This is a genomic window from Neobacillus sp. DHD-1R (assembly GCF_057747995.1).
In genome coordinates, this window is sequence record NZ_CM173232.1 from 2,539,602 (window position 1) to 2,552,281 (window position 12,680).

General features: G+C 39.7%; 11 protein-coding genes. 10 read left to right on the forward strand and 1 reads right to left on the reverse strand.

What is annotated here, in order from left to right; all coding sequences use genetic code 11:
• Window positions 1–2: 2 nt before the first annotated feature.
• The 5 genes from AC3ANL_RS12245 to AC3ANL_RS12265 all read left to right on the forward strand — a co-directional run bounded on the left by AC3ANL_RS12245 (window position 3) and on the right by AC3ANL_RS12265 (window position 4,885).
• Entirely contained in the window at window positions 3–950 is a 948-nt protein-coding gene (locus AC3ANL_RS12245; protein WP_488329476.1) for a hydroxymethylglutaryl-CoA lyase, read from the forward strand.
• Between the two features lie 12 nt (window positions 951–962).
• Window positions 963–1,769 carry an enoyl-CoA hydratase/isomerase family protein gene (locus AC3ANL_RS12250; protein WP_488329477.1) on the forward strand — a complete coding sequence of 269 codons (807 nt, stop codon included), beginning with the start codon at window positions 963–965 and terminating at the stop codon, window positions 1,767–1,769.
• 191 nt (window positions 1,770–1,960) lie between these two features.
• Complete coding sequence (locus tag AC3ANL_RS12255) at window positions 1,961–3,022, forward strand: TRAP transporter substrate-binding protein (protein WP_488329478.1); 1,062 nt, start codon at window positions 1,961–1,963, stop codon at window positions 3,020–3,022.
• An 87-nt stretch (window positions 3,023–3,109) separates the two neighbouring features.
• Window positions 3,110–3,598, forward strand: a complete 489-nt coding sequence (locus tag AC3ANL_RS12260; RefSeq protein WP_488329479.1) for a TRAP transporter small permease subunit — start codon at window positions 3,110–3,112, stop codon at window positions 3,596–3,598.
• A gap of 12 nt (window positions 3,599–3,610) precedes the next feature.
• Window positions 3,611–4,885, forward strand: coding sequence for a TRAP transporter large permease (locus AC3ANL_RS12265; RefSeq protein WP_488329480.1), 1,275 nt, complete (start codon window positions 3,611–3,613; stop codon window positions 4,883–4,885).
• Between the two features lie 145 nt (window positions 4,886–5,030).
• On the opposite strand, the gene AC3ANL_RS12270 is transcribed toward AC3ANL_RS12265, so the two are convergent.
• A complete protein-coding gene (locus AC3ANL_RS12270; protein ID WP_488329481.1) occupies window positions 5,031–5,897 on the reverse strand; it encodes a LysR family transcriptional regulator in 867 nt (288 codons plus the stop codon).
• A gap of 172 nt (window positions 5,898–6,069) precedes the next feature.
• Between AC3ANL_RS12270 and AC3ANL_RS12275 the strand changes: the two genes are divergently transcribed.
• From AC3ANL_RS12275 to AC3ANL_RS12295, 5 genes are all read left to right on the forward strand, one after another.
• The gene (locus AC3ANL_RS12275) at window positions 6,070–6,837 is read left to right on the forward strand and encodes an electron transfer flavoprotein subunit beta/FixA family protein (protein ID WP_488329482.1); all 768 of its coding nucleotides are present in this window, start codon (window positions 6,070–6,072) and stop codon (window positions 6,835–6,837) included.
• A gap of 13 nt (window positions 6,838–6,850) precedes the next feature.
• The gene (locus AC3ANL_RS12280; RefSeq protein WP_488329483.1) at window positions 6,851–7,834 is read left to right on the forward strand and encodes an electron transfer flavoprotein subunit alpha/FixB family protein; all 984 of its coding nucleotides are present in this window, start codon (window positions 6,851–6,853) and stop codon (window positions 7,832–7,834) included.
• A gap of 74 nt (window positions 7,835–7,908) precedes the next feature.
• Window positions 7,909–9,948, forward strand: a complete 2,040-nt coding sequence (locus tag AC3ANL_RS12285; protein WP_488329484.1) for a (Fe-S)-binding protein — start codon at window positions 7,909–7,911, stop codon at window positions 9,946–9,948.
• A 97-nt stretch (window positions 9,949–10,045) separates the two neighbouring features.
• Entirely contained in the window at window positions 10,046–11,503 is a 1,458-nt protein-coding gene (locus tag AC3ANL_RS12290) for an aldehyde dehydrogenase family protein (protein WP_488329485.1), read from the forward strand.
• 24 nt (window positions 11,504–11,527) lie between these two features.
• Window positions 11,528–12,610 (forward strand): AbrB family transcriptional regulator, encoded by a 1,083-nt coding sequence (locus AC3ANL_RS12295; protein WP_488329486.1) that lies wholly within the window; start codon window positions 11,528–11,530, stop codon window positions 12,608–12,610.
• Window positions 12,611–12,680 lie beyond the last annotated feature (70 nt).

A 12,680-nucleotide genomic window follows, 5' to 3' on the forward strand; every position in this document is an offset into this window, starting at 1 on the left:
CAATGGAATTGCCTAAAAAAGTCGTGGTTTATGAGGTTGGTCCTCGCGAAGGATTTCAAATAGAGGATCAGCCTGTTTTAACAGAAGACAAAGTAAAGTTTGTGAATAAGATCAATCAAACCGGTCTAACAAGTATCGAAGTCACATCTTTCGTTCATCCAAAATGGGTTCCGAATATGGCGGATGCGGAAGAAGTGCTTTCTAAAATTGATAGAGTTCCAAATGTGGCCTATCGAACGGTTTATCTAAATGTGAAAGGACTGCACCGAGCAATCCAGGCAAACGTTAACATTGACGGTGTTATTTCTTTATCCGCAAGCAACAGGTTTGCCAAGAGAAATACCAATAAAACAACAGATGAATTGCTAGGAGCGATTTCAGCTTGGGTAGAGGCATATCGTGAAGTTAGTATCCCTGTTGACCAAATTGCATTAATGGCCACGTTTGGCTGTAATTTTGAAGGAGTTATCTCCATAGAGCAGGTGATGAATGTTCTCCGAAAAGGGAAAATAGCTCTAGAGAAAAACGGAGAAACACTAAGAAAGCTGAAGCTTTGTGATACGATGGGCTGGGCCAATCCGGAACAAATCAAGCGCACGCTGTTTGCGATTAAAAACGAGTGGCCGGAACTAGATATTATTTTACATCTGCATGATACCCGCGGGCTTGGGATGGCTAATGCTTACGCAGCACTTCAAGAGGGTGTAACTGAATTTGAATCGGCGATAGGCGGCCTTGGCGGTTGTCCGTTTGCAGCTGTTAAAGGAGCAGCCGGAAATATCTCCACCGAGGATTTGGTGTTCCTTTGTGAAGGTCTCGGAATTGAGACGGGAATCAACCTTGAAGCGCTTTTAGAATGTGTAGAATTAGCTGAGAACATTGTAGGCCGTAATCTGCCGGGGCATTTACGCAGTGGTGGATTACTTTTAAAAAGTAAAACAGTTTTATAAGGAGTGACTATTATGCAAACGGAATTAAACAAACTGGAAATGATTAAAGCAGAGTTTCGAGGGGGAAATGAAGAGATTTTGGTTGTGACCCTCAATCGACCGAACGCAATGAACTCAATGAACACGCAGTTAATCAAAGAGGCATTGGAGCTGTTTCGTGAGCAGGCATACAACACTAAATTAAGATGTGTGGTGATTACTGGAGCAGGTGAAAAGGCATTCTCTGCCGGAGGTGATTTGAAGGAAAGAAATGGAATGAGTGATGAGGACTGGAAGAAGCAGCATCATTTGATTGAAGATAAGGCGCTAGCAATTAAGGAGTTTCCTGTACCTGTCATAGCGGCAGTAGAAGGATTTGCAATCGGTGGCGGCTGCGAAGTGGCCCTGATGGCTGACTTTATCATTGCATCAGAAACAGCTAAGTTTGGGCTTGCGGAAGTAACGAGAGGAATTTTACCGGGTGCCGGAGGATTACAAAATCTTTCGAGGGCTGTTGGTATGCGTCGGGCAAAGGAGTTGATTTATACCGGCCGTTTATTTGATGCAGATCTTGCCTATGAGTGGGGAATGGTCAATCGTGTGGTTGCAAAAGGACAAGCACTTGAAGTTGCATTGGAAGTTGCACAAGAAATTGTGAATAGTGCACCAATCTCTGTAAAACTAGCAAAGACCTGTGTTAGCCGAGGAGCTGAAGTCGATTTTCATACAGGATATGCACTGGATTTAGCGGCTTATAATGTTGTCGTTCCTACGGAGGATCGATTAGAGGGCGTTGCCGCCTTTAATGAAAAAAGAAAACCAAACTGGAAAAATCGCTAATATCGTAGTTAGGTGATTTCTAGATAAACCATCAACAAATATGTCCCAATGGAGTGTAGAGTCTTTCTATTAAAATTCCGAAAAAATGAAAGCGCATCCGTAGAATTATTTCTATTTGAGAGTTACCAAATACTTTTTATTTGTCATCGAGAATGGCAAGATGTGTTGAACATTAAAAGGGAGGGAATTTGATGGGATTGAATTTAAAAAAGGGGTTGCTGGGAGTACTTATGTCCGGCTTACTTTTATCAGGATGTAGCAGCCAATCAGCTGAGCCTTCTTCCGCTGGTTCGGGTGGTAAAAAACAAGACCAGATGAATATTCGAATTGCTTATAACTTACAAAAGGAGCATGCGGTAGGTGTATTTTTTGAAACTCTTGCAAAAGAAATTGAAAAAAATACCGAAAATACTTCCATAAAAATAAAGGCTCAGACCTTTTCTGATGGTCAACTCTATAATGACACGCAAATGGGTGATGCAATAAGTCAAGGGGGAGTAGAAATTGGAGGGATGAATGCTGGCCTAGTAGCCAGTTCATCTGCGCCACTTTTAGCATCCTTTGATTTACCGTTTTTATTTGATTCATGGGAAGCAGAGGCTGCCGCAATTGATGGGGAGTATGGTAACCTAATTAGTCAAGATTTTGAAAACTTGAATATCAAATTAATCGGCTGGGCTAAGTATGGAACAGGTGATGTTTATGGTAATAAACCTATTAAGGTTCCAAGTGATCTGAAAAATTTAAAGGTCAGATCAGTTGGCCAGGCAATAACCGAATGGTTAGAGGGGATGGGGGCTGCCCCGGTGACGATGAGTTCCCAGGAAGTTTTTCAGGCAATGGAAAGAGGTATGATTGATGGTTATACGACAGGAGCTTCATCCGTTATTGATCGAAGTTTTTATGAGGTAACAAAATATGGTACCGATATGAATACGATTCAGACGACTTTCCCAGCTGGTGCGAATTTAAAATGGTGGAATGGTCTTCCCAATGACGTGAAAGAAGCAATTCTCAAAGCTGGCAAAACCGCAACTGATGCATCAAGAGAAAAAGCCAAAGCAGATGATAAAAAGTATAAGGATAAAATGCAGGAATTGGGAGTAAAGTTGCATAAACCAAATCCAGAAGAATTTGAACTTTGGAAAGAATCTACAAAAGATTTATACAAAAACTTCCTAAAAACAAGTGATAAAGCACAACCACTAATGGATGCAGTTCAAAAAGCAAATAAAGAAAATCCAGCAAAGTAATTTTTGGGGATTCGGGGGTTGGGAAACCAGTGCCCCCCCTGGATACTCAACTGTATTTGAGAATGGAAAGGGGCGTCATTAGTATATATGATTTATATCGTCAAGGTAATAAATGGAGTGAATCGATTTTGCATATATGTTGCAGCTTTCCTTATGGCTGTTCTATCCTTTGCTGTTTTTTATGAAATTATTTCAAGATATATCTTCAATTCTCCGACCATCTGGTCATATGAGCTATCTAGTTATATGCTGCAATTTATCGCCTTTTTTTCAATGGGGATATTATTAATTGAAAAAAAACACATCCGAGTTACCTTTTTAATCGAAAAATTAAAAGGGACAAAAAGAAAAATATTAGAGTTAGTTACTGTCTTTTTAACAATTCCATATTCAATCATTCTGGTTATTTATGGATTTAATTTTACAGAAAATGCCTTTAGATTAGGATCTAAAGCACCTACATTGTTAGCAACACCTTTATGGATACCATACTCATTCATCCTGGCTAGCGGCATCCTCCTGATTATGGCGGCTATCAGTTCAATGATTAGTATCACGCAAGAAAATTATCATTAAGGAGTGGATAGCTTGATTTCTGTTACGTCCATAATTATCTTATTCGCAGTTCTATTCCTTTGTTTAATCATCGGTGTTCCCATTGGTTTTACATTAGGCCTATCCGGTCTTGTCACAATTCTTAGCGTAGGGTCTCAATTTATGATTCAAGTACCTCTAACGCTGAATAAAACCCTTTCTGAATTTGTTTTTGTTGCAATTCCTCTATACGTTTTAATGGGTGAAATACTCTATCAGGGGAAAGGAGGGGAACGTATTTTCCACCTTGTGAATTCATGGATTGGGCGCATTCGTGGGGGAACGGGAGTGGCAACTGTCGCAGCATATACTTTTTTCGCAGCAATTGTAGGTTCCAGTATGACGTCGGTCCTTACGATTGGTAAAATTGCAATCCCGGAAATGAGAAAACAAAATTATAATAAGACTCTTACGTATGGTTTATCTGCTGTCGGAGGTTCGTTAGGTATGTTAATTCCCCCGAGTATGGGATTAATCTTATATGCCTCCATAACAGGGGTCTCACCTAGTAAATTATTTATGGCAGGAGTGGTGCCGGGCCTTCTTATTGCGGGTTTCCTCGGAGTTTGGGTAGCTTTTAAAGCTCCAAAAGCCATCAAAATAGAAGAATCATCCACAAAAGCTAGTTTTGGTGAAGTTATGAAAGCGATTCCAGACCTATTACTTCCAATAATTGTCCTCGGCGGTATATACGCAGGAATATACTCCCCTACAGAGGCTGCAGCAGTGGGGGTGGTTTATGCACTTATTCTATCTGTGGTTTTTCATAGGAGTTTATCATTTAAACAACTTCCCGGAATTCTTATCGAATCAGCGAAAACAACAGCTATGCTGCTTACCATTGTAGTTGGAGCTCTTGTATTCGGATCCGCATTAACACTGGTAGGACTTTCTGATTTCTTGGGAAGTTGGATTGCAGGTTTGGATGTATCCCCTTGGGTCGTACTGCTTGCTATGAACCTCATTTGGCTTGTAATGGGATTTTTCCTGGAGGTGGTATCAATCTTATTGATCACAACTCCGATCTTTTTCCCGATTATTATGACATTAGGGTATGATCCAGTCTGGTTTGGAATCCTGATGATGATAAACATGGAACTTGCGGTTATTACACCTCCAGTTGGAATGAATTTATTTGCTTTAAAAACGCTTGTACCGGAAGAATCTATGGAACGGATAATAAGGGGTGCGGTACCTTCGATTGTAATCGTTATTCTGGCATTGGCCTTAGTTTGGTTATTCCCGGATATAGCAATTGGTATTTTGTAAGAGAATCAGTAATGAAAAAGTATTAATTCTTCGTGTGTATGTTCTATTCTACAATAAAAAGGCCCATTGTCAGGAAAGGGGAGAAAGAAGCCTGGCTTCTCCTGGATTTCAGACAATGGGTTATTTATGTTTCTGACCAATACTTTCACAACTGAGGTCCTCTGATATTAATAAAATCGATAAATGCTTTAATAACGGATGTTTTCATAGCCTCATAGCGATAAATGATAGAGGTTTTTCGAATAATGGGTGTATTATCTTTATCTAGCAATTTTAATTTATAAATATCCTCATTTTCAACGATAGCTAAGCTTGGGAATATCGCATAACCAAGACCTTGCGAAACCATATTCTTGCATATTTCGAGTTGATTAACCTCCATTGTCACAAGTGGAGGGACTGTAAAGTGCTGATCCCACCAATTATTAATGGTTTGTTTTAAATTATACTCGGCATTACAATTAATGCGCGGTAAAGAGGGTAATTGATCCAAAGTAATTTTTTGTTTTGAAGCGACAATAAGTGGTTCTTCGCTTATGACCTGTTTTGCTTCCGACCAATAATGCTCGCCGCGAATGATCCCAATGTGAGCTTCTTCCTTATTGACGAGTTGAACCATTTCTGAACTCCAACCCGTGATCAGGTTTACTTCGACATCGGGATAAAGAGAAAGAAAATCCTTTAAGATCATTGGCAGGGGATAAATAGCAAAGCTGGTAGAAACAGCTAATCGTAATTTCCCTTGAATCTTATTATCCATATTTTTCAACGTCTCTTTCACATTGCGAAACTCTACAATCATCTTTTCTGCATAGCGATAGACATATTCCCCTTCCATCGTAAATTCAATCCCCTTTTTACCTCTGTTTACAATTTTAGCATCGAATTCCTGCTCAATTGCCTGGAGCCGATAAGTAAGAGCAGGCTGGGTTATGTAGAGTCGTTCAGCAGCCTTTGTTATGTTTTTTTCTTCGTAGAGTGTTTTTAAGATTAACCAGTCTTTTTCCTGCATGGTAACTCCTTTCAACTTTATTTGAGAAGAATCCATAAAAAATATTTATGGTTAGCATTAAATAACTGAATTTTCATTATTTATAAAATTATTATACAATTTAATCAAATGATAACACAATCAAATTATAAGAAATGTTAGGTTGTAAATACCGTTAAAGGAGGCAAAAGTCGTGAATATTGTTGTGATTATGAAACAAACATTTGATACCGAAGAAAAAATAGTAGTAAAAAGTGGACAGATTTCCGAAGCCGGAGCGAAGTTCATAATAAATCCTTATGATGAATATGCCATTGAGGAAGCTGTAGCACTTAAAGAAAAATGTGGCGGAGAAGTCACCGTCATTTCGATTGGACCATCAAGGGTGGAAGCATCTTTACGGACAGCCATCGCAATGGGTGCGGATAAAGCAATCATTGTCGATGATGAATCACTGTTTGGAGATGAATATACGACTTCCAAAGTTTTGGCCGCAATTATAAAGAACAGACCTTTTGATCTCATTTTGGGTGGGAATATGTCAATAGATAATGGATCAGGTCAAGTTGCCCAACGTTTGGCGGAAGAATTAAAAATTGACCATGTTGGGACCGTGACCAAATTAACGATTGAATCAGGAAAGGCAATCTTGGAAAGAGATGCAGAAGGAAACACGGAAATCATTGAAGCTTCCCTTCCATTAGTGGTAACGGCACAACAAGGATTGAATGAACCTCGTTATCCATCTCTTCCAGGTATTATGAAAGCAAAAAAGAAGCCGATTGAGCATGTAAGTGCCTCTGATTTAGGAATAAATCCAGCAGAGATTCAAGCGAGGACAATCAATCTAGATCAGTATTTGCCAGCCAATAAAGAAGCGGGCAAAATTCTGAAGGGTGAAATACAAGAACAAACAAAAGAATTGGTACAGCTTCTCCGTCAGGAAGCAAAAGTAATATAAGGGGGATATGAACATGAGTAAAAAGGTATTAGTTTTGACCGAAATGAGAGATGGAAATATCCGAAATGTTTCCTTTGAAGCGTTAGCTGCTGCAAAACGGATTTCGCAAGATGGGGAAATTATTGCGGCAGTACTTGGCAGCAAAGCTCCTTTACAGGCCTCGGTTTTGGGGCAATATGGGGCAGACATTGTTTACATTTTGGATAATCAGCAGTTGGATCAATATACTCCTAGTGCCTACATGCAAGCTTTCATGCAAGTCATTCAAGCTACCAATCCTGATGTCATCTTTATGGGCCATACAGCAATCGGGAAGGATTTAGCGCCTCGAGTGGCAGCAAGGCTGGGTATCGGATTGATTTCTGATGCAACCAATCTGGTTCTTGAGGATAATGAGATTGTCTTTACTCGTCCCATTTATTCCGGAAAAGCCTTTCAAAAGAAAAAGACAACGGACAGCACGGTATTTGCGACCATTCGTCCAAATAACATTCAAATGGAAGAACCCGATACAAAACGAAATGCTGAACTGACCTCCTTTTCAGCAGAGATTACGGATCTGCGGATGATTGTCAAGGAAGTGGTGAAAAAAGCATCTGATGGAGTGGATTTAACAGAGGCAAAGATCATCGTTTCTGGAGGAAGAGGTGTAAAAAGTGCCGATGGATTTGATCCGCTGAAAGAACTTGCTAGTGTATTAGGTGCTGGTGTCGGTGCTTCTCGCGGAGCCTGTGACGCAAACTATTGTGATTATGCCATGCAGATAGGACAGACAGGAAAAGTAGTTACGCCGGACTTATATATTGCCTGCGGAATATCAGGTGCCATTCAGCATTTAGCTGGGATGTCGAGCTCTAAGTTTATTGTTGCGATTAATAAGGACCCTGAAGCTCCAATTTTTAATGTGGCAGATTATGGTATCGTAGGAGATCTTTTTGAAGTAGTACCGCTATTGACAGAAGAATTTAAAAAAGCATTAGAAGGTGCAGCCGTCTAAGTAAATAGTAAGAGGGGAAAGGTTTCCCTTCTTCCTACTAAATTTTTAATTCAATAGATATTAAGGAGTATGATATGTTTTCCCTTATTAATTTTATCGCGTTTTTGACAGTTACAGCTTATGCGATGTATTTATTTATCCATATCGTTTATTCTCGATATTTATTTGTAAAGCTCGGCAAGAAAGTAGATTTTGAGTTACATCTAAAAGAGCGTATAAATGCAGTGCTGGTGAATGGATTTGGACAAAGAAAATTGTTTAAAGATAAGAAAAGTGGTCTGATGCATTTTGTATTGTTCTACGGTTTCTTTATCATTCAAGTAGGACTTATCGAAATAATTCTTAAGGGTTTTTTTATCGGCTTCGAATTTCCTTTCGGTCAGGCCCATAAATACTTCAGCTTCTTGCAGGAGTGGACGACGTTTCTCATGTTGTGCGGTGTGATTTATGCTTTTTACCGCCGATATGTTGAAAAATTAAAGCGATTACAATGGAAAAGAAATAAAAAAGCAGCCATTGTCATTATCGCTCTGACGACGCTAACTGTTTCGATCCTTCTAACACTTGGTTTTGAAAACGTCATGCTAGGGTCGGAGCCTGACTATGTATTTGCCCCATTCTCTGGAATCATTGCAACGGTGTTTTCAGGTATTGGTCCAACGATGGGAACTGTATTATTTTACATTTTTTGGTGGGTTCATCTGTTAACGGTATTATCATTTATGGTATTCGTTCCACAGTCTAAACAATTGCATGAACTGTTTGCCATGTTTAATATCTTTTTCAAAAAGATCGGACCTGTTGGCAAACTGAGAAAAATAGATTTTGAGGACGAAGATGCCGAGGAATTTGGAGTAGGAAAAATAGAAGATTTCACCCAGCGACAGTTGATTGACTTATACGCTTGCGCAGAATGTGGACGATGCACAAATATGTGTCCTGCTTCCGGAACGGGAAAAATGCTTTCTCCAATGGAGTTAATTACCAAGTTGAGAGATCATTTGACTGAAAAGGGAGCTTCAATTACATCGCGTTCCCCATGGATGCCGGCTCTTTCCTTTAGTGGTACAACAGCCAATCAAATAGCTGCAGGTTTAGCAGCCCCTTCTGAAAATCTAATCGGGGATGTTATTACCGAAGAAGAACTTTGGGCATGTACGACCTGCCGTAATTGTGAAGACCAATGTCCGGTTATGAACGAGCATGTGGATAAAATTATTGATTTGCGGCGTTATTTAGTGATGACACAGGGGGAAATGCCTAGTGATGTTTCCCGCTACATGCAGAATATCGAGAGACAGAGTAATCCTTGGGGCCTTAATCGCAATGACCGCACGAAATGGCGTGAAGGCATGGAAGAGATTGTTAAGACGGTTCAAGAAAAAGAAACCTTCGATGTTTTATTCTGGGTAGGTTCCATGGGTTCATATGACATGCGGAGCCAGAAGATTGCCAGAGCATTAGCCAATATTATGCATAAGGCAGGGGTTAACTTTGCCATTCTCGGAAATGAGGAAATGAATTCAGGGGATACATCCCGCCGATTAGGAAATGAGTACTTATTCCAGGAATTGTGTGCCCAAAACATTGAAACATTCCAGAACTATGGTGTAAATAAAATTGTTACAATCTGTCCGCACACTTATAACTCCTTTAAAAATGAATATCCTGAATTTGGATTAGAAGCAGAAGTCTATCACCACACAGAACTTATCTGGAATTTAATTGAGACAAAACAGATCCAACCAGTCAAAGAAGTTAGAGAAGCCATTGCCTACCACGATTCCTGCTATTTGGGAAGATATAATAATATATTTGATATTCCCCGAAAAATCCTTCAGTCAATTCCCGGAATATCTGTGCTGGAGATGGAGCGCAATAGGGAAAATGCTATGTGCTGCGGAGCCGGCGGGGGAATGATGTGGGTAGAAGAGAAAGCAGGGAAACGTGTGAATGTGGAACGCAGTGAACAGGCACTCAGCCTTAATCCGACTGCAATCGGCAGCAATTGTCCATATTGCTTAACGATGATGAGTGATGGTGTGAAAGCAGCAGAGAAGGAAGAACAAGTAAGTACGTTGGATATAGCAGAGATTGTGGAAAAATCATTGTAACATTTCAAAAGCTATATGCTGAGATCCAAAAAGGCTATTAGAGTTACATTTAATCATAAATCTAGCTTTAATAATAAAAAATTTAGGGGGATTGTAAATGGAAAATTTAAGATGGAACAAAATGTACATCAATGGAAAATGGAGGGAAGGGTCCAGCAGTAAAACCCACACCCAAATTAATCCTTACAATGGGGAAAAAATTGCGGAAATCCGGTTTGCAAGCAGAGCAGATATTGATGAAGCCTATCAAGCAGCCCAAACGGTGCAAAAGGAATGGGTAAACGTACCTGCTATTGAAAAATCGAAACTTATTGAGAATGCCATTGCGGTTATGGAAAGACGTCAAGATGAATTTGTTCACCTTCTTATTAAGGAAGCTGGAGGAACACATTTTAAGAGCCAACTAGAGTTACTAGGAATTGGCGCTGGTTTTATGAGAGAAGCAGCTACCTATCCAATGCGGATGCAGGATGAGATTCTTCCATCCATTATTCCTGGTAAGGAAAACAGGCTTACTCGGTTACCGTTAGGTGTTGTAGGGGTCATCTCCCCATGGAATTTTCCGTTTCATTTAACCATGCGTTCAGTGGTATCTGCACTTGCAACTGGAAATGGCGTTGTCTTAAAACCGGCAACTCTAACGTACATTACCGGTGGTCTGATCATTGCTGAAATCTTTGAAGAAGCAGGAATTCCAAAAGGGTTACTGAATGTTGTGGTTGGGGCAGGTAGTGAAATTGGTGATTATTTTGTTGAGCATCCAATTCCAAGAATGATTTCATTTACAGGGTCTACTGAAGTTGGGGAAAGAATTGGAGCCTTGGCAGGTGGAAAATTAAAGAAAACAGCCCTTGAATTAGGTGGTAATGCTGCATTTATTGTTTTAGATGACGCTGACATTAATAAGGCTGCCTCAGCTGCTGTTTTTGGTAAATATACGCACCAGGGTCAAATTTGTATGGCGATTAATCGTATTATTGTCGATCGGAAAGTGTATCCTCAGTTTGTAAACGTATTTAAGGAAAAAGTAGGTAGATTAAAATCTGGAGATCCAATGGATCCTGAAACAGATATTGGTCCACTAATTGAACGTAGTCAAGTAGATGGTATTAGAAGATTAATAGACAGAGCAGTATCAGATGGGGCTCGCCTTGAACTGGAAGGTTATGTTGAAGGGAATTTGATGACACCATATATTTTAACGGATGTAACAAATGACATGGAAATTGCACAGTCAGAAATTTTTGGTCCTGTTGCCGTTATTATTCCGGTCGATGGTGAAGCAAAAGCAATTGAGATTGCAAATGATACCGTTCATGGATTAACTGGTTCTGTTTTCACTAGCTCTGTGGAAAGAGGAGTGCAAGTGGCTCAACAAATCCATACAGGAATGGTTCATGTCAATGATCAAACGGTCAATGACGAACCGCACATTCCTTTTGGCGGAGAAAAGGCTTCTGGTCTTGGTCGTTTTAACGGAGAATATGCACTAGAAGAATTTACGACGGTAAAATGGATTTCTGTCATGCGCGAACCACGTTTGTTCCCTTATTAATCAAAATGAATTGAGGTCCTGGAAATGAGAGCAAGCCTTCTAAGTATTTTTAAGACCGCAATGATTGGATATTTAGGAGGCCAGGTATTTTACTTGGCTGCTCTCCCTTTACCTTGGGTCATCGGCTCATTAGCCTCGATTATCATTTGGAATGGAATTACACGAAAGAAACTAGAGTGGCCGCTTGCTTTAAAAAATGGAGGCTCAATTATCCTTGGTATCCATTTTGGCTTATATTTCACCATCGGTACTTTCCTGACCATCGGGCCATATTTAACTCCATTTCTAGTCGCAAATTTTATTCTCATCTTTTTGAGTTTTTGTATCAGTTCAATCATAACAAAGTGGGTGGATATTGACCAAATTACAAGTGTGTTTGGGTCTATGCCTGGTGGATTACCCGAAATGGTATTAGCGAGCGAAAACCTTCAAGCAAAATCGTCATTTGTTTTAGTATTCCAGACCATCAGATTAATAACAGTAGTTTTCATCGTCCCAAGTGTCGTTATTTATTTTTTCAAACAGCAAAATGTGTTACCAAATAACATGGCCGATATGGGGAATTTCGTTCTAGGTGGTTGGAGCTACATTTGGTTTATCATTCCAGCTATTTTGGGAGTTCTTTTCCGAAAAAAAATTCCAGCAGGGATTTTGATTGTACCGCTAGTGATGACAGCTGTGATGAATATAAGTCCTATCAATCTGACAAATGTCCCTCCCATCATCCTTATTGTTGGTCAAGTAGCAGTCGGAATCGGATTAGGGCAAAATATCTCCTTATCGGCCTTGAAGTCAGTTGGAAAATACTATGGTGTTTATTTTGGTGTGACGCTTCTATTAATAGCAATTTCTTTTGGATTAGGTGTGTTATTAGCTTTAGCGACAGGACTGAATCTTGAAACATCGATTCTATGTTTAATACCTGGTGGTTTCATCGAAATGGTATTAACAGCTGGAGCTGTGGGAGCGGATCCATCTATCGTCAGTGCACTTCAGCTCACAAGATTGCTAGTCATTCTTATCATTGTGCTCCCGCTATTAAAATGGTATTTCAAAAAAAGAATAGCATTGACAGTATTAAATGAAGGCCAGCATATCACGAAATAATTAGACCATTTATTAAATCAAATAGGTACAGTTTATGAACCAAATAGATTAAATAATAAAAATGAGGTGG